The 20481-nt window shown below is 35.9% G+C and carries 19 protein-coding genes; 14 read left to right on the top strand and 5 right to left on the bottom strand.

The genetic code is table 11. The features are described from left to right. The first annotated feature begins 49 nt into the window (after positions 1-49). The 5 genes from FAF07_RS03285 to FAF07_RS03265 all read left to right on the top strand — a co-directional run bounded on the left by FAF07_RS03285 (position 50) and on the right by FAF07_RS03265 (position 4457). Positions 50-457, top strand: coding sequence for a hypothetical protein (locus FAF07_RS03285; protein ID WP_142783767.1), 408 nt, complete (start codon positions 50-52; stop codon positions 455-457). Positions 458-676: 219 nt separating this feature from the next. Next, positions 677-979 carry a helix-turn-helix domain-containing protein gene (locus FAF07_RS03280; protein WP_142783766.1) on the top strand — a complete coding sequence of 101 codons (303 nt, stop codon included), beginning with the start codon at positions 677-679 and terminating at the stop codon, positions 977-979. After that, positions 979-2241 carry a type II toxin-antitoxin system HipA family toxin gene (locus FAF07_RS03275; protein WP_142783765.1) on the top strand — a complete coding sequence of 421 codons (1263 nt, stop codon included), beginning with the start codon at positions 979-981 and terminating at the stop codon, positions 2239-2241. The genes FAF07_RS03280 and FAF07_RS03275 overlap by 1 nt, the downstream gene beginning before the upstream one ends. Positions 2242-2703: 462 nt before the next feature. Next, positions 2704-3309: a tyrosine-type recombinase/integrase gene (locus FAF07_RS03270; protein WP_246067762.1), complete on the top strand. Its 606-nt coding sequence runs from the start codon at positions 2704-2706 to the stop codon at positions 3307-3309. Then, complete coding sequence (locus FAF07_RS03265) at positions 3309-4457, top strand: IS91 family transposase (RefSeq protein ID WP_142783763.1); 1149 nt, start codon at positions 3309-3311, stop codon at positions 4455-4457. The genes FAF07_RS03270 and FAF07_RS03265 overlap by 1 nt, the downstream gene beginning before the upstream one ends. A 283-nt stretch (positions 4458-4740) precedes the next feature. Here FAF07_RS03265 and FAF07_RS03260 read toward each other — a convergent pair whose 3' ends face one another. Then, complete coding sequence (locus tag FAF07_RS03260; protein ID WP_246067761.1) at positions 4741-5367, bottom strand: hypothetical protein; 627 nt, start codon at positions 5365-5367, stop codon at positions 4741-4743. 582 nt (positions 5368-5949) lie between these two features. Between FAF07_RS03260 and ltrA (FAF07_RS03255) the strand changes: the two genes are divergently transcribed. Then, entirely contained in the window at positions 5950-7230 is a 1281-nt protein-coding gene (gene ltrA, locus FAF07_RS03255) for a group II intron reverse transcriptase/maturase (RefSeq protein WP_142783376.1), read from the top strand. Positions 7231-7323: 93 nt separating this feature from the next. Here ltrA (FAF07_RS03255) and FAF07_RS03250 read toward each other — a convergent pair whose 3' ends face one another. Next, entirely contained in the window at positions 7324-8148 is an 825-nt protein-coding gene (locus FAF07_RS03250) for a S1 family peptidase (RefSeq protein WP_185956506.1), read from the bottom strand. 642 nt (positions 8149-8790) lie between these two features. Here FAF07_RS03250 and ltrA (FAF07_RS03245) point away from each other — a divergent pair. Then, positions 8791-10071, top strand: a complete 1281-nt coding sequence (gene ltrA / locus FAF07_RS03245; protein WP_142783376.1) for a group II intron reverse transcriptase/maturase — start codon at positions 8791-8793, stop codon at positions 10069-10071. A 100-nt stretch (positions 10072-10171) separates the two neighbouring features. Here ltrA (FAF07_RS03245) and FAF07_RS03240 read toward each other — a convergent pair whose 3' ends face one another. The 3 genes from FAF07_RS03240 to FAF07_RS03230 form a co-directional block, all read right to left on the bottom strand. Further along, the gene (locus FAF07_RS03240) at positions 10172-10948 is read right to left on the bottom strand and encodes a DUF1330 domain-containing protein (RefSeq protein WP_142783761.1); all 777 of its coding nucleotides are present in this window, start codon (positions 10946-10948) and stop codon (positions 10172-10174) included. A gap of 97 nt (positions 10949-11045) precedes the next feature. Next, complete coding sequence (locus FAF07_RS03235) at positions 11046-12776, bottom strand: tetratricopeptide repeat protein (RefSeq protein ID WP_142783760.1); 1731 nt, start codon at positions 12774-12776, stop codon at positions 11046-11048. Positions 12777-12887: 111 nt separating this feature from the next. Continuing rightward, positions 12888-13994, bottom strand: a complete 1107-nt coding sequence (locus FAF07_RS03230) for a tyrosine-type recombinase/integrase (RefSeq protein WP_142783759.1) — start codon at positions 13992-13994, stop codon at positions 12888-12890. Positions 13995-14142: 148 nt separating this feature from the next. Here FAF07_RS03230 and FAF07_RS03225 point away from each other — a divergent pair, with 148 nt between their 5' ends. From FAF07_RS03225 to FAF07_RS03195, 7 genes are all read left to right on the top strand, one after another. Continuing rightward, positions 14143-14526, top strand: coding sequence for an LIM domain-containing protein (locus FAF07_RS03225; RefSeq protein ID WP_142783758.1), 384 nt, complete (start codon positions 14143-14145; stop codon positions 14524-14526). 983 nt (positions 14527-15509) lie between these two features. Further along, positions 15510-15845, top strand: coding sequence for a single-stranded DNA-binding protein (locus FAF07_RS03220; RefSeq protein ID WP_142783757.1), 336 nt, complete (start codon positions 15510-15512; stop codon positions 15843-15845). Positions 15846-15926: 81 nt separating this feature from the next. Continuing rightward, entirely contained in the window at positions 15927-16376 is a 450-nt protein-coding gene (locus FAF07_RS03215) for a JAB domain-containing protein (RefSeq protein ID WP_142783756.1), read from the top strand. A gap of 17 nt (positions 16377-16393) precedes the next feature. After that, positions 16394-16591 (top strand): hypothetical protein, encoded by a 198-nt coding sequence (locus FAF07_RS03210; protein WP_142783755.1) that lies wholly within the window; start codon positions 16394-16396, stop codon positions 16589-16591. 587 nt (positions 16592-17178) lie between these two features. Beyond that, on the top strand, positions 17179-17736 hold the full coding sequence (locus tag FAF07_RS19040; protein WP_142783754.1) for a BfmA/BtgA family mobilization protein: 558 nt from the start codon (positions 17179-17181) through the stop codon (positions 17734-17736). A 48-nt stretch (positions 17737-17784) separates the two neighbouring features. Beyond that, positions 17785-18810 (top strand): MobB family relaxase, encoded by a 1026-nt coding sequence (mobB, locus tag FAF07_RS03200; protein WP_142783753.1) that lies wholly within the window; start codon positions 17785-17787, stop codon positions 18808-18810. 46 nt (positions 18811-18856) lie between these two features. Then, a complete protein-coding gene (locus FAF07_RS03195) occupies positions 18857-20449 on the top strand; it encodes a type IV secretory system conjugative DNA transfer family protein (protein WP_246067760.1) in 1593 nt (530 codons plus the stop codon). Positions 20450-20481: the final 32 nt, after the last annotated feature.

Raw genomic sequence — 20481 nt, 5'->3', positions numbered from 1 at the left:
CTAGCACTTTGGATTGTACAAATATTGTTTAATCTAAAATTATTTTATTATGGAAACAAAAGTAAAACAAAACGGAACAGCAAAAAGACAAAATGCAACCGTTAAAAAGGAAGTACAACAAAAGTTAACTGAAGAAGCTATTGGAAAATCGGCTGTATCCAAAAAAGCAGAGACGCCTCAAAAAGCACCTGTTAATTTGGATGACCGCATCCAGAATTTTGAAAAGCTGAAAGGTCTGGCAACACAGCGTGAGCGATTGACCGAAACCTTGAGCGAACTGACCAAGTTCAATTACAACCAAGGCGATTCCGCTTCGTTCCACATCAGGGATTCACACAATCTGGAATTCAAGACGACCAATACGAACCTGATTAAATTGGTAACGACCCATTTACAGACCACTTTAGAAACCCGTAAGTCAGAGATTGAAAAGGAGATTGTTCAATTTGAACTCTGATATTTTTCAGAACTTGAAAACAGGAAGCCTGCTCGTAAGAGTGGGTTTCTTATTTAGAAGTTGTGGCAGATAAATCATGGTTTTGGCAGAAATATGGCAGATATAGTTAATTAAATATATGGAATGAGACTGAGCATAAATATAAGCATCCTCACATGTAACTAGCAATATATTGCTTTTTATTTTGTATATTTGAACTTAACTAGCAATATATTGCTTATGAATTATAATATATTATTAAATCAAGACATACTGGAAGACCTTGGTAAAGGCTTAAAACAACACCGTTTAAATCAAAACCTAACAGCTAAGGATTTAGCAAATAAAAGTGGTGTTAGCCTCAGAACGATAACAGGATTTGAACGTGGCGAAAAAAACATATCACTTTTAAATTTAATAGAGATACTTCGTGCATTAAGGCTATTAAACAACCTAGAGAGCTTATTTCCGAAAATACCAGTAATAAGCCCACTAGAATTAATAGAATTAGAAAAGAAAAAACGCAAAAGAGCAAGTAAATAATGGGAATAGAAATTTTTATTTGGAATATTAGAGTAGGTGCACTTGTTAAAACGCCTGAAGGAATTGCATTCGAATACGATCCTGAATTTGTAAAAACCGGTCTTGGTTTATCTCCAATAAACTTACCTCTAGAAGGTAAAAGGATTTACATTAATGAAGCCGATTGGAAGGAAACAGAAGGCATTCCTGGACTCGTTTATGATTCATTACCAGACAAATTTGGTAACGATTTACTTCGTGCTTACTTTATGGATAAAGGCCTTACAGAAAACGATATTGATGTATTTGCTAAACTTCAATACATAGGCACTAGAGGTATGGGAGCCTTAGAGTTTCGTCCGGCAACCGAAATCAAACAAACAGAAGACATTATTTCCTTAGAAGATATAGAGAAAATTTCCATGCTAAGTACCCAAGGTAAAGAAGCGCTTAAAACCAATGTTAAAGATAAAAACGCACTATTACAGATATTACATATAGGTACCTCTGCTGGTGGCGCCAGAGCAAAAGCATTAATAGCCATAAATAAAGAGAACGGAACTATTAAATCAGGACAATTGCCCTTAGGTCAGGATTATGGATATTATTTAATTAAAATTGATGGAGCAAACAAAACGAAATTAGAAGAGCCAAGTGGTTATGGTAAGTTAGAATACGCCTATTCTCAAATGGCTAAAGATTGTGATATACAAATGACAGAATGTACGCTGTATAAAGAGTTGCATTTTTTAACCAAGAGGTTTGATAGAGATGATAGTGGTGAAAAAATACATGTACATTCATTATGTGGTCTACTGGGGCTAGATTACAATAAAGTTGGACAATATTCGTATGAGCATTATTTTATGGCAGCCAGAAGATTAAATTTAGGCCATGACGCCATAGAAGAAATATACAGCAGAATGGTATTTAATGTACTGGTTCATAATTGTGATGACCATACCAAAAACTTTTCATTCATGATGAATCAAAATGGCGAATGGTCCTTAAGTCCGGCATTCGATTTGTGTTATTCATATGATAATCAAAATGAGTGGGTGAATGGCCATAATATGCGTATAAATAATAAACGCACTAACATAAGCTATGAAGACCTAATGGTAGTTGGAAAAAAATTTAATGTTAAAAAACGAAAAGCCATTTTTGATAAAATAAAGCGAGTAGTGGATAATTTCCCGGAATATGGATCAAAAATTAAGGTAAGGCAAGAACTGATAGATCAGGTTGAAAAAAATAGACCACGCATTAAGCAACTAATTTAGCAAATATAAACTGAATAGAAAAACTGCGAGGATTTTCGTAAGTAAGCTTGAACTAGCAATAAATTATATACGTTGTTGAACTAATCCTCGTACCTCGGAAGCTTTTAAGTTCGTTATAAAAATACAGTAACTTGATGACTTCACAAAAACCTGAAGATATGTATTTAAAAAAAAGCGAAGACGATTTTAGAAACGGCCTTAGCAGAAGTACCTGAATTTAAAAAACTTGCAGATACCTTAGAGAGAAATTTTGCCATAAATGGTAAAGCAACCAGTACCTTAAACAATTACTTGCGCTGTTTAGCGCACATCACTATTCATTATAAATGTAGTCCAGAGCACCTTGAAGAATCTCAGATACACGATTATCTCTATCATTGTCAAAATCTGCACAAAACACCTTCCGAGAGTTTTTTTAAACATACCATTTATGGGCTCCGAACCACTTACAAGGTTCTGGGGATGGATAAAAAGCGCATTCAACTTCCACAAATAAAAAGGCAAAATGACCTTCCTATTGTTTTGAACAAACAAGAGGTTCGCGAATTATTAAACGCTCCTAAATATCTAAAACACCGGTTAATTCTGGGTATGCTTTATGGCTGCGGATTGCGCAGTTATGAACTTTGTAACCTGTTACAGTCTGATGTAGATTTTGAACGAAAAACGGTATTTGTAAAAAAGCAAAAGGGAAAAGCAGACCGTTATGTGCCTTTAAGCACACACCTTGTTCGAGGGCTAAAAAGATATTTTGCAACCGAGAACCCTGTAAAGTATGTCTTTAATAGTCAGGTTACCAAAGACGGGGTTGTGCAACCACTTACCACCGTTGGTATCCAGTGGGTTATAAAAGAGAGTCGTTCCAAGGTAAACACCCAAAAGAAGTTTACCACCCATACGCTTCGCCATTCTTACGCCACGCATTTGCTTGAAGACGGGATGAACATTATGTGTTTAAAGGAACTGCTAGGTCATGCTCGTATTGAAACGACCATCGTGTATTTGCAGGTATCTAATTCCGGGAGCTCGGTTAAATTTAGTCCGTTGGACACCTTGTTTGCAAGGTAATGCAAGGGATACATAAAGTGGCAGATGTGTTAAATTTAGAAGTAGACCATCTGCAGGACATCGCGCATACCAGTTGGAATTCAAGGGCTTTGCATGCCATTAGAAAATGCCGTACTAAGGACCTAGGTGGGCATTTAGATTGGTGCATGCATTGTGATAAACTACATTTACAATTTAACTCTTGTCGTAATCGGCATTGTCCTACCTGCCAAGGCCATAAACAGCAGCAGTGGATTGCCGCTAGAACACAAGAACTGCTTCCTGTGCCTTATTTTCATGTTGTTTTCACACTTCCCGATACTCTAAATCCTTTGGCATTACAACATCCGCGAGTGCTTTATAAGCTGTTATTCGCGAGTGTTTGGGAAACACTTAGTGCTTTTGGGAACAACCCCAAACATCTAGGGGCAAAACTGGGCATGATTGCCGTATTGCACACTTGGGGTCAGAACTTAAGTCTACATCCACATCTGCATTGTATCGTCCCTAAAGGTGGCGTATCTAAATCAGGGTTTTGGAAAAAAGGTAACGCAAAGGATGATTTTCTATTTTCAGTAAAAGCCATGAGCAGAAAATACCGAGGTGTTTTTGTAGCAAAATTACGAAGGGCACTTCCAGAATTACCACAAAGTTTATACGATACCCTGTTTAAAAAAGAATGGGTCGTTTATGCGAAACCCCCTTTTGGCAGACCAGAGCACGTGATTGAATATTTAGGAAGGTACACCCATAAAATAGCCATTGGCAACCACCGCATCTTGAATATTGATACGGTAGATAAGATCGTTACCTTTGGTTTGAAAGATTATAAAAAAGGAGGTGAGAAAACAACCTTAACACTACAGAGCAAAGAATTTATACGGCGTTTTCAACTTCATATATTACCTAAAGGGTTTACTAGAATACGGCATTATGGATTTTTGAGTAGCAGTTGGAAGAAAGACAGGTTGCCCATGTTGCAATTACAATTAGCAGACAAGGATTTAACACAAATAGAACACCCTATCAATCAAAAGGAAGCACTACATCGCTGTTGCCCGAGTTGTAAAAAGGGACGGTTAATAACGCTTTTAACCTTTGGTAGCCGTGGCCCGCCCAAGAATTATATACAAATTATAAAACGTAAACTACTAAACTACAACACTTAAAAATGGTTCTAAAAGGAACCCTAACATACTAGTGCCTAGAACGAAATAAAGCAACAAAAGCAAGGCAAATTCTCATAAAAAAATGAGAATTAATCTAAATAAATTTTTCTTATGTTAATACGCTTAGAAAAAAGAAACCATAAGAGGTATAAGCACAACCTTCTTGTTTGCTAAAGATCTTGTAAACTTCTCGTATTCCCCCTTATCCTCAAATCCCGGATCAGTCAACATAGCATATAGCGTTGGCCTATCGGCACGCCATATGCTTAGTTATTGGCAATAGTTATTTTTCTATTCCGCTTTCAAATTCCTTCAGCGATATTTTATTTTTCCGTTTTGAGTATTCTCCGTAAACAATTCCGTTTTCATAATCGACAGTCAGATAGTCAGTCCAACAAGAGAAAAAATCGTAATCGTCTTTTTTTCCGAGTTCCGAGTTTTCCTTAATCAGAGTTGGTGCAATTAAATAACATTCTCCAACTTCAAATTCCGCAATATAAGGTCTGCATTGTGCTCCATCATCTCCCCAAATTTTAATTCTTTTTCGTGATTCAGTTCCTTTATACTTTTTGATAATTTCGACTGTCATTGAAAAAGGCATTTTTTTGTCGTAACCAATTATTTCTTGGTCAAGAAAATCGGAATACTCAATCACTTTCACAAGTGCAACAAATTCCATTCCGCTTGAAATTTGACTGAAAGAACAATCTCCATCGCATTCACAGTCACAAGCAAATGAGTTGAAGGAAATCAACATCATTGTCAGAAGTAATATTTTCTTTAGAAACGTGTTTTTCATAATTATTGCCAACGGATTTGTATAAGAATAGTAGGGCGGAAAAAAGGCGACTACCATTCGGTTGAACACAAGCCGAATTTTTAAATTTTTCTTATTATCTTTTTTGTTCAATAAGCCAAATTTAAAAATTTGGCGACCTCGCAAAAATGTCTTGTCCTTTGGGTTAAGCACTCATTGCCCTATTATTTTTATACGTTGTGTGTGCCCAGCATGGGCATCTTTTATTTACGGAAAGGTAAATAATTAATCTAGAGGGTGCAAGTCCCTTATGTACAGGAGTAACGTCTTGAAGCATTAGTAAGTCGCAAGGGTGAAAACCGTGAGGTTCTATCTGAAGGAAGCGGAACTACAAAACTCGGTACTGACGAACAGAAATCGTATACAGAGGCATATTTACTTGGGTAAGCAAGCACATCATTGTAACGCCCAACGAACACCAAAAGGGTAAATATGTAGATACGGCAGTGATTGAGAGAAAGAAGATGTCATTACCTGGGGAGGTCTCCAAAACTACGAGTTGGTTATTTGGAGAAGTCAGCAGAGGTCATAGTACCTACGGGAAACGAGTTGAGGCAATACCTCAGATGGTCTCACAAGTAGGGAAGGACAGAACATTAAATTACGTTGGAATTCGATTAGGATGCCTAGCTAGCCTAGTTTTAAACCAACAGGAGTACACGAATTATTAAACCTATGATTGAAAACGTATTATCAGCAACAAACCTTTTTAAAGCAACACGACAAGTGGAGCGCAATAAAGGCGCGAGCGGTGTAGATGGTATGAAAACAACGGAGCTTTCCGCTTATATATTAGAAAACCGTTCGACTATACTATCGACTATTCGCACAAACAGCTATAATCCAAATTCAATATTAGGAGTAACCATTCCAAAAGGACAGGGTAAAACCCGACTATTAGGAATACCAACTGTAGTCGATAGGTGGCTTCAAAAAGCGGTAAGTCAACAATTAATGGTTCATTTTGAATATGATTTTGAACCCGTTAGTTACGGTTTCCGTCCACAAAAGAACATCCAAAAAGCAGTATTACAAGCTCAAACGTATATCAATTCTGGTTATCAAGATATTGTAGATATTGATTTAGAAGGATTCTTTGACCAAGTAGACCACTGTATCTTACTGCAACTTATTTACCACAAGGTAAAATGTCCGACCACTTTGCGATTAATCCGAAAATGGCTTAGAGTTCCCATATTAATAGATGGAAAACTCCAAAAGCGCAGAAAAGGCATCCCGCAAGGCAGTCCAATTAGTCCCTTATTATCTAATATTATGTTAGATGTTTTGGACAAAGAAATGAAAAGCATGGGCTTGCGTTATGTTCGCTACGCTGATGATTTTAGCGTTTACGCCAAAAGCAAAAGCGAGGCTAAACAAATAGGAAATAGACTGTTTGTCTTCTTAAAAGATAAACTTAAATTACCTATAAACAAAGCCAAAAGTGGCATCCGCAGACCTGTAAACTTTGAGTTACTCGGGCATGGTTTTGTACCCATCTATAAAAAGGGTGTAAAAGGACAATATGTACTAGTGGTAGCCAATAAAAGTTGGGCAAAGTTTAAACGTAACCTAAAAAGTATAACCAAGAAAACCAAACCCATGTCGTTGTTAGAACGACTCGAACGACTTAATCAAGTCTGCCGAGGCTGGATGAACAATTACCGCTTAACCAACATCTATGCAAAAAGTAAAAAGCTAGATGAGTGGCTAAGAAATCGGTTGCGCTATTGTATTTGGCACGATTGGAAGAAACTAGAACGGAAACGTAAAAACCTAATTCAATTAGGTATAGAAATCGGACAAGCCTATGCTTGGAGTAGAACAAGAATGGGAGGCTGGGCAGTTGCTCAAAGTCCTATTCTAAAGACTACTATTACAGTCTCTAGACTTAAACGAAAAGGGTATAAACCTTTGTTAGATTACATTAATAATACGCAAACTTCAATTTGGTGAACCGCCGTATACGAGACCCGTACGTACGGTGGTGTGAGAGGCGCAGTGACGACTTTTAAGTCGTCACCCGTCTACTCAATTGCCACACGTATTTTATTCAAACAATTTTTCCAATTCTAAAATTCTTTCAGCTTTTAAACATATTCCAAGATTGTTTGGAATTCTTGAAATCGATAATGGTTGATTAAATTGAGGAACATTTACAATCTTTATTTCTCCCGTTGCTGTATGTTGTGGTCCTGCATATAGTACACCAATTAATATTATTCTTGTTCCGCCCATTATAGTTCCTCCTGACTTGGTTGTATAACTACTTGCATTGTAAATTAGAACAGGTGAACCGCTCGAACCAGGAAAACAGGCAACATCAATCATAAACTCTTTTTTTCCATTATAATCTATATTCGGATGTGTTGCGGTCGTGCCTTTTCTGAAAATTGGTTGATTATTAACAGAATCCCAAATTCCATTAGGGTAACCAATCATCAAAACATCTTCAAGTGCAGTAAATTCATCTTGTTGTTCTTTTTGAGGTAAGAGGTTCTTGTCAAATACTCTGTAAAACAAATTTACTCTTTGCTGTTGAGCATAATTTACGACTGGTGCTAATGCCATCGCACATAAATCAACATTAGCATCTGGATGCATTTTCCATTGTTGTTCAAAATTTACAAATTCTGCGGTAAAATGTTCTGTATTAATTGGATTTCCATCTTTATCGCTTTTTGTCAAAATGAATTTACCTTTTACAGCATTTTTAACAACGTGCTTATTTGTTATAATAACAGGTACGTGTTGGTCTCCTTTTTCCAAAAATTTGAAGAAGAAACCTGTTCCTGTTTGTACATTTCCTGTTTTAGTCAAACATTCTAATCTTACTGTAGAATAAGCAAGTTGTTCGGTTATTGATAATTGCATTAGGATTGGTTTTTTATATGTGTGGCAACGATTAGTATATGAAAAGTAGCAGGTTTAATATCACGAACTTTTCAGATTACTACAAAAATACAAAAAAGCACAAACCTTTGTGGCTTGCACTTTTTCTGCTATTTTTTATATACAGTGTGTGTGCCCAGCATGGGCATCTTTTATTTACGGAAAGGTAAATAATTAATCTAGAGGGTGCAAGTCCCTTATGTACAGGAGTAACGTCTTGAAGCATTAGTAAGTCGCAAGGGTGAAAACCGTGAGGTTCTATCTGAAGGAAGCGGAACTACAAAACTCGGTACTGACGAACAGAAATCGTATACAGAGGCATATTTACTTGGGTAAGCAAGCACATCATTGTAACGCCCAACGAACACCAAAAGGGTAAATATGTAGATACGGCAGTGATTGAGAGAAAGAAGATGTCATTACCTGGGGAGGTCTCCAAAACTACGAGTTGGTTATTTGGAGAAGTCAGCAGAGGTCATAGTACCTACGGGAAACGAGTTGAGGCAATACCTCAGATGGTCTCACAAGTAGGGAAGGACAGAACATTAAATTACGTTGGAATTCGATTAGGATGCCTAGCTAGCCTAGTTTTAAACCAACAGGAGTACACGAATTATTAAACCTATGATTGAAAACGTATTATCAGCAACAAACCTTTTTAAAGCAACACGACAAGTGGAGCGCAATAAAGGCGCGAGCGGTGTAGATGGTATGAAAACAACGGAGCTTTCCGCTTATATATTAGAAAACCGTTCGACTATACTATCGACTATTCGCACAAACAGCTATAATCCAAATTCAATATTAGGAGTAACCATTCCAAAAGGACAGGGTAAAACCCGACTATTAGGAATACCAACTGTAGTCGATAGGTGGCTTCAAAAAGCGGTAAGTCAACAATTAATGGTTCATTTTGAATATGATTTTGAACCCGTTAGTTACGGTTTCCGTCCACAAAAGAACATCCAAAAAGCAGTATTACAAGCTCAAACGTATATCAATTCTGGTTATCAAGATATTGTAGATATTGATTTAGAAGGATTCTTTGACCAAGTAGACCACTGTATCTTACTGCAACTTATTTACCACAAGGTAAAATGTCCGACCACTTTGCGATTAATCCGAAAATGGCTTAGAGTTCCCATATTAATAGATGGAAAACTCCAAAAGCGCAGAAAAGGCATCCCGCAAGGCAGTCCAATTAGTCCCTTATTATCTAATATTATGTTAGATGTTTTGGACAAAGAAATGAAAAGCATGGGCTTGCGTTATGTTCGCTACGCTGATGATTTTAGCGTTTACGCCAAAAGCAAAAGCGAGGCTAAACAAATAGGAAATAGACTGTTTGTCTTCTTAAAAGATAAACTTAAATTACCTATAAACAAAGCCAAAAGTGGCATCCGCAGACCTGTAAACTTTGAGTTACTCGGGCATGGTTTTGTACCCATCTATAAAAAGGGTGTAAAAGGACAATATGTACTAGTGGTAGCCAATAAAAGTTGGGCAAAGTTTAAACGTAACCTAAAAAGTATAACCAAGAAAACCAAACCCATGTCGTTGTTAGAACGACTCGAACGACTTAATCAAGTCTGCCGAGGCTGGATGAACAATTACCGCTTAACCAACATCTATGCAAAAAGTAAAAAGCTAGATGAGTGGCTAAGAAATCGGTTGCGCTATTGTATTTGGCACGATTGGAAGAAACTAGAACGGAAACGTAAAAACCTAATTCAATTAGGTATAGAAATCGGACAAGCCTATGCTTGGAGTAGAACAAGAATGGGAGGCTGGGCAGTTGCTCAAAGTCCTATTCTAAAGACTACTATTACAGTCTCTAGACTTAAACGAAAAGGGTATAAACCTTTGTTAGATTACATTAATAATACGCAAACTTCAATTTGGTGAACCGCCGTATACGAGACCCGTACGTACGGTGGTGTGAGAGGCGCAGTGACGACTTTTAAGTCGTCACCCGTCTACTCAATTGGGAGTAGTTTTTTTTGTTTTACCTTAACTTCAAGGGTAAGTACACAAAATGAGTTAAATATTTGTTGTTGTATTCTCCAATAGCACTTTTAACAGATTCATCTTTTTGAAGCTCTTCATTTTGATACGAAAAGTCGTGAAAATGAATCGTTACTTCGTTTGGAATATCAATTCCTTTAGCTTCATTCGCCATAATCATACGTTCAGTATAGAATCCATAAGGAGCTAATTTTGGACCTATCTTTTGAAGCATTTCTATTCTACCTGCTGTATTTTCTTTATAATAGGATATTTTCATCAAATACATTCTTCCATTTTCATCACTGTCAGAGCTTTGAAACATTTCAGATGTTCCTTTTATAACACGGATGTTGCTTGTAGACGATTTAAGTAATTCGCTTTCTTTTTTATACTTTTCGTTATTCATTAATTGTTCATGTCCATTTGGTGTATCCCAATAGATTACAACCACTCTATTAGGAGCTTCAAAGTTCTCAATATTTCCCTTTTGCCCCATAACATCAAAATCTCTTTCAATATGACCTCCCGCCTTTTTCATTACTTTTTCAGTCGCCTTTCTATAACGATTGTATTTTTCATTGTCTTGGATTGTCAAAAGCACTATTGAATAATTTACACCTTTGTTTTCTTTTAATTTCTCCATTTTCATCGTTTTTGCTGTTGATTCTATTGTATTGTTGTTGTTCTCTTTTTTTGATTGATTTGCACTACACCCATTTGAAACACTTACAATCATTGTAAATAGAATCAATTTTGTCATCCTTAATTTCTTCATAAATTTTCTTTTTTAATTAATTTTCATCAAATGTAGGAATGGTTAAATGCTATCAGAAATATCTGATGTACTCGGGAATAAAAAGATGTGAAATGGATTATTTTGAAGATGAATCAACAATATTTATATGTTGATGTATGCTTGATGACTTTGTTCTTGAAACAGGTATTTGAAAAGAATATCCTTTTGGAATAAGTTTCATAGATTTTCTATTTCCTGCTAAAGAGTATGTATTTAGTGTATTTACAATATATGAGTTATGGCACCTGAATAAGTTTGGGTTTATCGTTTGGCTTAAAATCTTTGTCAAAGAAACCCTCAATAATTTTTCTTTTGTAATACCATTCTCATTCCAAATAATTTTAGAATAAATACTCTGTGCCTCAATGTAGATTAATTCCTCCATGTTTATCGCTAACTTTTCTAATGTGGATGAATGAAATACAATAATATCTTCATCAGTATTCGAAAACTCGTTTGGCAATAGAGGAGGATTCAATAAGTTTAATCTTTTTTTGTATTTGTAAAATTTTCCACTATTTCTGAAAGACTTCCAAGCTGGATGTGAGAGAGCCATTATGAAACCAATTTTTTCTTTATAGAAAAGCTCAAAATAATCATTTCCCTTGTCATTATTTCCAAGAGAAAGGTATGTAATAGAAGCCTCTCTGTAATAAGCTCTACCTTTGTTTTGGTTTAATTTAGAGATCAATACTTCCAACCAATTATCAACTCTATTTTTTAATTTCATTTGTTGATAAAGCACAATTTGAGTGGCTGGAGAATGAATGATTCGACTTTCATTTTGTTCTACTAATTCTTTGGCTTCATTGTATTTATTAGACATAATATATGTCCAAACCAATGCATCATAGGTTGCATCAGAATCAGGTGAAAGGGTGAGTGTCTTTTTTAATTGCTGTTCGGCTTTTTCATACTCTCCTAATAACGATAGAGCATAGCCATAAGTACTATTTATCTGTACATTAAAAGGCTCCGTTTCGAGAACATACTCGATATTTTGAATCGCTTTTTTGTATTGACCGATTGTCAATAGGTAAAAAGCATAGTAATAATGCACTTCTGAAGATTTGTTGTTTAAAGAGAAAGCTTTTTTTAGTGAATAGAATGCTCCTAATATGTCAACATCACTTAACAGTTTAACAAGAGCAAGAGAAAGATGGGCTTCTATCATGTTTTCATCTAATTCTATCGACTTTAGTGCAGTAGTTCTTGCATTCTTATAATTAACTTCGGTATCTCCTTTTTGTATCCCTGCCAATAATGACCAACAATCAGATAATCGTGCATATCCCAATGCAAATTCAGGTTCAATTTTTATAGATTTATTAAAGAAGCTAATGGCTTGCTTAATGTTGTTCTCATTCCACAGGTTCCAATGGTATAACCCTTTAAGATAATAATTGTATGCTGTAGAATCAATAGCTGGTTTTTGATTAATTTTTTCGAGTTGAAGATATTCCAATATTTTACCAGATACTTTGTCTATTATTTCGAAAAGGTTACTACTACTTTCATCAAATTTTTCAGAGAGAAAACAGGTGTTGTCTTGCGTGTTAATAAATTGTACTGTAATGCGAATACGCTCACCTATTTTATGTAGTGCTCCTTTAATAAACACATCAACATTTAGATTTGAAGTGTCCAGTTTTACACTATTTGAAAATGAAGTTATGGTTGATACAACTCTTGCATTTTTGTGGTTAGAAAGGAGGTGAGTAATCTCTATGGCAATTGCATCACACAAATAGTCATCCTCTTTATTTTTAGAGATATTGTTAAAAGGAAAGACTGCTATACTTTGCATTGATATTTGGTTTTTCCAAAAATTGGTTTTAAGAGCTAATTTCGTTGATTTAATTACTCCCAACAATTGTATAACCACCACTTTTTAGTCTTAGTATTGCAGTTATATCTTTTATGTCTGCAATGTACTATTTTTCAATAAAGAATCAAATGGGCTTGTAATGGTTTTATTGTTAATTTCAATGGTTCTAGTATATATTTCAGTAGTTTTTGGGGAGTTATGGCCTAGCATATTTTGCAAATGACGTATGTTTACATTGTTTTCAATACAATGCGTAGCAAAAGAATGGCGCAATGTATGAACTGTTGCCCAAGGGTTTGAATTGGTTTGCGCAACGGATTTTCTAAATATGGAACGAATACTGGTTGTACTGTATTGACCTCCTGTTTGTCCTTCGAACAACCAATAGGAGGGTTTGTATTGTTTGTAATAGGCTCTTAATAAGAGTACCAGTTGTTTGGATAATATAGTTTTTCGGTCTTTTTTACCTTTGCTATCTTTTATAAAAAGATAGCCGTCATTTGAGTGCACGTCTGTAATGCGTAAGTTTATGAGTTCGGAAATCCGCAAACCAGAGCTATATATAGTACACAAAATAGCTCTGTGCTTTATGTTTTTTGGTGCTTGGATGATATTTAAAACCTCACTTTTGCTTAATACATTGGGTATGCTCCTGGCTTTCTTGGGTCTTTGGATATCGTAATACTCTCTGGGCATTTTTAGTGCATGCTCATAATATGCCTTTATGGCATTGATGAGTTGGTTTTGATAGCTTTCGCTGATATGGCTTTTTTTGATGAGTTCATATACAAATCCTTCAATATCTTCTTTGTTGACCTCTTTAAGGTTCCTTTGCATAAATTTCCCTAGAAAAACGGTGAACATTTTTTTATATACCTTTATGCTTGACACGCTGTATTGCTTTAAAACTAGTGCTTTTTCTAATTCAAAAAGGGCTTCTAAAGCATCTTGGGTCAACGCTACTGTCGGTATCGGTGTAAAACGGATATCTTTTTCAATCGTATAATTCCCACCACATATTTCTTTTAAAGACTTAAAATTTTTATCTGTATTTATAACCGACCATAATTTTTGGTGCGGATGCCAAAAACTACCATCCATTTTCTTTATAGCATTCCTAATTTCAATTAATTTGTAAGGAATAAACACCTTGATCCGTTTTGCCTCTTTAAGAGGTTGATATATAGTTGGTTGCATGGTTTTTTATTATTAATACTACATATTAGTGTATTAAAAGTACTTAAAAAAAGAGCAAAGAAAGTAGGCTTAATGAAAATATCAGTATTTTAACCGTTAGAAACGACTAATTGTAAAAACCTTATAAACAGTTATTTAAATTCGTAAAATGATAGGTAATAGAAAACCTGTAAAGGTGACATGTAAGATATGCAGTAAAACGCTTATAGGCAGAAAGGATAAGTTATTTTGCTCTGTAAAATGTAAAAATTATTACCACGTTAATCTAAGAAAGGCAACTGATATTGTGGTAAAAGAGTTGGACAATATTTTACATAGAAACAGGAGTATCCTTTTAGAAATTATGGGGAAAAGAAAAGTACAATGTACCGTAGAAAGGATGGTTCTTGAAAAAAATCATTTTGTATTCAAATACCATACCCATCTACATACCAACAGTAAAGGGAAAATCTATCATTATGTATATGATTTTGCTTGGATGGAATTTTCAAATGATGACATCTTAATCGTTAGGAAAACCAAGCACATTTAGTTGTTGAGCATATTTTTTTGAATAAAAGTGTTTAATTTTCTGCAATGCTTTTTGGTGTTTTTTTTAGTATCTGCCGAAAAATTATATAAAAGTCATAAAATCTCAGTAAACATAATAAATCTTATTATTTCAAAAACACTAATTTATAATAACTCAAAATATACCTTTCAGCTGGGCTTTGGCTCAGTAGAACAAGGGGACGATCAACATTCAAAATAGAAATTTAGGCCTTTTTAAAACCTGTTTTAAATGGGTACTCCGTTTACATAATCCACTCAGCACATTTTCTTCCATTGCGTAAAAACTACATTCCAGAAAAAGAGCTTCAATAAAAAAGGTCTTGGACCTAATCCACACTTTTGACTTTCCATTTTCGTTAACCTTTTCCGCTTCTCTCGAAAGAAACACTTCATTTACAAGTAAAAGTGTGGATTAAGTCCGCTTAAACAGAGCAAATATCAAAAATCGGAAAGCCAAACCCTGAATTTTCTTAATCAAATTATCGGCAAAGCCTTCTTAGGGCTTTTGCTCGATAATTCTTAAAAATTCAGGGTTTGTCCCAGTCATTTTAAGGGGTTTATAATAGATGACGCCTTTTGTTGTTTTTCGGGGCATCGAAAAACAGGCATGGCATAAACACTTCTAACTTAAACACATGTATTGAACTCGCTTAACTTCCTGTACGCTCATTCCATAAATGTGTTTAAGAGAATTGCTAATACCATTGTGGAACTTGTCAAGACCATGCAAGTTTTAGAAAAAAATAAGGTTTCTACTGCCTTGTTTTTAACCCGTTGGTAAAAACGACGTTGCAGACACTCCTGATTTGTTTCCTAAAAGTCTTGACAAAACCCACGTCATCTATGGTGCGGAGCACGAAAGAAATCGAACAAAACACCCCTTAAAATTTAATTCAGTTTAAATGAGTAAAGGGATATTATTAATCAAATCTGTCAAAAGGCAGGTTCTAAAAACATTTAATCATGAGTACATTAAGAAACAAAGTACAATTAATTGGGAATGTTGGTGGGGAGCCAACCATTGTAAATCTTGAAAGCGGTAAAAAATTAGTGCGTTTGTCATTAGCAACCAATGAACATTACAAAAATGGTAAAGGTGAAAATCAAACCGATACCAATTGGCATAATCTTGTGGCATGGGGCAAGACCGCTAACTTCTTTGAAAAGTATGTTACCAAAGGCAAGGAAATCGCCATTGAAGGGAAACTAACCAATCGTTCTTTCGAGGACAAAGACCATGTAAAACGTTTTGTCACCGAAGTGGTAGTGAATGAAATACTGTTGTTAGGCAGTAAGTAAAAAGTAAAGAGGGCATTAACACCAGTTTTCAATTAGTTTATACCCTCTTCTTTTCATTATTAATCTCTAAAGAAAAGAACAATGAAAAACAAAGTTAACGAAATACGAATAAGTTACAAAGAGAAAATATCCATATCAAAATCCCCTGCTATTAAAAGTTCAGCCGATGCAGGAAAACTACTATTTGAAACATGGGATAAAAACACGATTGCAATACAGGAGTCTTTTAAAGTATTGTTATTAAACAATTCCAATAAGGTGAAAGGTGTTTACGAACTATCAAAAGGAGGTATTACAGGCACATTGGTCGATATAAGGATTTTATTCGCCGTGATATTAAAGTCTGTTTCTGTAGCCGTGATTTTATCACATTGCCACCCCAGTGGAAAACTACAACCCAGTGAAGCTGACAAACAACTCACAGACAAAATCAAAAACGCAGCCGCTTTTTTTGATGTAAAAGTGTTAGACCATTTGATTATTGTTCCAAATGGCGAGTATTACAGTTTTGCGGATAACGGAATATTATAATTTATAACGATATTATCATGGTCTATTTAAATTATAACAACCTCGATGCAAACACCCAAAATCGTTTGCTCCAAGATTCCAAAAGTGATGTGGAGCAAAAATTTGGAGACGACCTTAAATCCTATGCTGAAAAACACCATTTGGATTATAATACGATATTGGAAGAAGAAGCCATAAAAAACTTGTATAGCTACCAATACGTGTTCAATATTTAACAGTAACATTAAAATGAAGCACCAACAAAAGAGTCTTTGGAATTTCAGAGGCTTTTTTTGTTTTCTTGCAGGTTTCAATCTCTAAAATATTTGGGCCTACAGTTTCATAATCTGACGTCCAAAATTCTCATTTTCCCAAAAAAAATATTATTTGATATAAATTGATGCCTTTTGAGGGCTTTTTTTCTTTTCAATTGGCATTTGAAATCTTTATATTTATAAGGCTGTCTATCGGCAGTTCAATGATACCTAGTTATGCTTTTTATATTTGACTTTCGCTCATAACTGGTCATTCAAAAAAAAGAGATCGATGGGATTTTTTAATTCCATTAAAGCACATCGTGAACATGATGTGTATGGAAAATTTTGGTCCCTACGGAACGAAAAATGATATAGCAAGAGGGCAACGCGCTTGCGCGACGTTGCTTTATTAGTTTTTGTCATAAACAACTGAAAAACAGTTGTTTAAAGTGGTTTTGTTTTGATTGCTCCAGTTTTGAAAATCGATTTTTGCGGCAAATGCCCTTAAAAGCCCCGAAAACAGGCAGAAATTTGCGGCAAATCAAAGAAAAGTAACAATAAAATAGTTGAAAACATTCAGTAACATACGGTTCAAAAAGAAAACGGTACAACGTTTTCAAGAGTTTTCCAGACGGTTCTTTAAGACCCATACGGAAGCTCTGGAAACCATGCTGGATTTTTTCTTCTACAATGAAATATCTCCAAAGGAAACCTTGGGACCGAATGCACGCACTTTGGAAACCAATATCAAAAAACGCATCAATGCACTTATCGCTATTATCAAGGACATCGAAAAGCACCAGACCCAGCCCACCACAGCGATGTTGCAACTGCTTTTTGAACAGGACACGGTAAAAGATAAAAAGCCCCGTTTAGTGGCCGTCAACCCCAAGGACAAACTTTTTAAAGAAGACTCCTTTGCTACCTCACTGGAAGCCATCGAACTCAAAAAGCAAAAAAACTCGCTCAAGCGAGATCTAGAAGAAACAAAGCAGCAATTCGAGGATATACTTTTTTCCAAGATTCAGGTCATAAAACCCAGTTTTGGGAAGCCCAAGCTTCAACTCAACATGTCCATTGAAGAACTCGAAGCCCTTAAAGAAAATATCAAAAAAAGTCCCTAAGGGACAATTAATGAAATGTAAAATACTAAAAACAATAAAGCATAGACCATGTACATCTCCATTACCAAACAACATTTGGACACTACCTTTTCACAAAGCTCAGGTGATTTTGTAAGCTATCTGGAAAAAGAAAATGAGGACAAAGCCCTTGAGCTTCAGGAACACTTCTTTGATCAACATAATGATCGCGTTCCCCCAGAGCAGGTAATCAAGGACATTGACGGCAATACCGCCAAGCTTAAACAACGAGACCCAAAATTCTATTCCCTGACCATTAACCCAAGCCAAAGCGAACTCAATCATATTGGGAATGACCCCGAAAAGTTGCGCCATTATGTTCGGGAAACCATGAAAAATTATGCGGATGCCTTTTATAGGGATAGTCCTGTATCAGTGGACAGCATAAAATACTATGCCAAAATAGAATACGAACGCCATTATAAAGGCTATGATAAAGCCATCAAGGAAAATCAACCCTTTAGAGCAAAAATCGTCAAACTGGAACATGACCTAGTTAAGATTAGGAATGGAGAACTTAAAGGTAATACCAAAATTATAGAGCGTGAGATAGAAACCCTTAATAACAAGGCACCACACCAAATAGACGGCAAAATGATTGAGCAGGGCATGAAAAAACAAGGCTTACAGACCCACATCCATATTATTGTCAGTCGAAAAGATAGCTCAAACACCCTGAGTTTATCCCCAGGGAGTTCGCACAAAGCCTCTGAAGCACTGCTGAATGGTAAACCTGTAAAACGGGGATTCGATAGGGATGCTTTTTTTGAAAATGCCGAAAAGACCTTTGACAGACTTTTTAAATATGACCGAAACTTTGTGGAAAGCTATACCGCTAGAAAACTATACCACAAAAACACCCGTCTGTATTTTTCACACCTTATGAAACTGCCCACCAATGAAAGAAGTGCTGCTTTCAAACTTTTAGGGAAAGCAGGTGTCAAACTCCCCATGTTAAATATCCCTACCAATCAGGTACAGTTGGCTATCAAAACCATCAAGCAGTTCAGAAAAGCCTTGGACAAAGCCAGAGACGCAGGATCTATAGGTATCTAAAAACAAATTAGAATATATAAAAACAAATTATAAAAACAAAGAAGCCATGAACACCATACTTTTAATATGCGGGATGTACCTCGTTTTGATCTTAGGGATGAGCATAAGCATGCGTTATATCCGTTTTGCTTTTGGCATCCACTTCCTAATCATATTACTCACAGGCTTCCTGCTCTACCTGATCCATGAACAAGGGCTTTTTTTACAAATCCTAATGTACTTCCTATTGCCAATGGTATTTATCAATATGGTACTATTTGTTAAGATCGATTCGGTAAAAGACCAGCAGAAAACAGAGCGGAAGTATATCGTTAGGCTCAGACATAAAAACGGTATTTTAAAACTAAAGAACATCCGTAGAGGAGCATCCGTAATTGGGTCGGCAGGTAGCGGAAAAACGCAATCCGTGGTCTATAATTTTCTGAAACATTTTCAAAAGCACCAATTTTGTGGTATTATCCATGACTACAAATACTTTGAGATTACGGAAATGGCGTATCCCTTATTTCAAAATGAAAACATCCCCTTTCATATCATCTCCTTTGATGAGATCCATGCCAAGGTCAATCCCATAGCCCCTCGATATATGGGAGATGAGGAAAGTGTCAATGAAGTGTCACGGGTACTATTAGAAAATCTATTGGAGCAACGCGAATCCATAGCCATGGGACCTTCCAAATTCTTTAACGATGCAGTGGAAGGCATATTGGGAGGGCTGATCTGGAAGCTTAAGACCACTTATCCAAAGTATTGTACCCTGCCCCATCTGATTGCTACCTTTCAATATTTGGATACCGATAGCCTTATTGATTTTCTGGCATCCGATTATACATCAAAAGCCATGGCGAGTGCCTTTATTTCTGGTAGGGATTCTGAACGCCAAACTGCAGCAGTGTTGAGCACGCTTGCCAATGCCCTAAAGAAGATCACTACCCAACGTCTGTTTATGACCCTTTCCGCAGATGATGTGCCATTGGACATCAATAATCCCAAAAATCCTTGTGTCGTGTCCGTTGTCAATAACCCTAAATTTGAAACCACTTATTCTCCTGTGATTGCCACTATTATCCATACCATCACTAAACAAATGAGTCTCCGCAACCAAGCATCGTCCTTTATCCTTATCGAGGAAGCACCTACGATTAGATTGCTCAACATGCATCGTATCCCTGCTACACTCCGAAGTTATGACATAGCTACCATCTATGTGATGCAGGACAAGATTCAAAATGATATGATGTATGGCGATAAGGCAAGTAGAGCTATTTTGAGCAATCTGTCCTATCAGTTTTTTGGCAAGGCCAATGACCCAGATACCGCCAAATACTATGAACGGTTTTTTGAGATTGTTAAAAAACCGACCAGAACTGTTAGTAAAAGCGATGGCTTAAATTTTGATTCCAGGATCAGTACGGGCGAAAAAGAAGTTAGTAAGATACGCTCGGATGTATTTTTTCGTTTAAACCCTGGCGAATTTATTGCTTTTGCAGATGGAAAAGAGCGAAAAATCAAATTTGGAATGCCTCAGATTAAAAGGGAATTACCACCACCAACCCATCGTTATAATGATGCCGAAATACAGGCGAATTTTGAACGAATCCATTATGAGGTCAAACAATTATTTCAGCTTGAATCTTGATTAATTGTGATTTGTTAGTTTAGATTTAATAT

Origin of the sequence: Changchengzhania lutea (assembly GCF_006974145.1) — a bacterium.
Classification (GTDB): domain Bacteria; phylum Bacteroidota; class Bacteroidia; order Flavobacteriales; family Flavobacteriaceae; genus Changchengzhania; species Changchengzhania lutea.
This window is presented reverse-complemented; position numbering and strand designations above follow the sequence as displayed.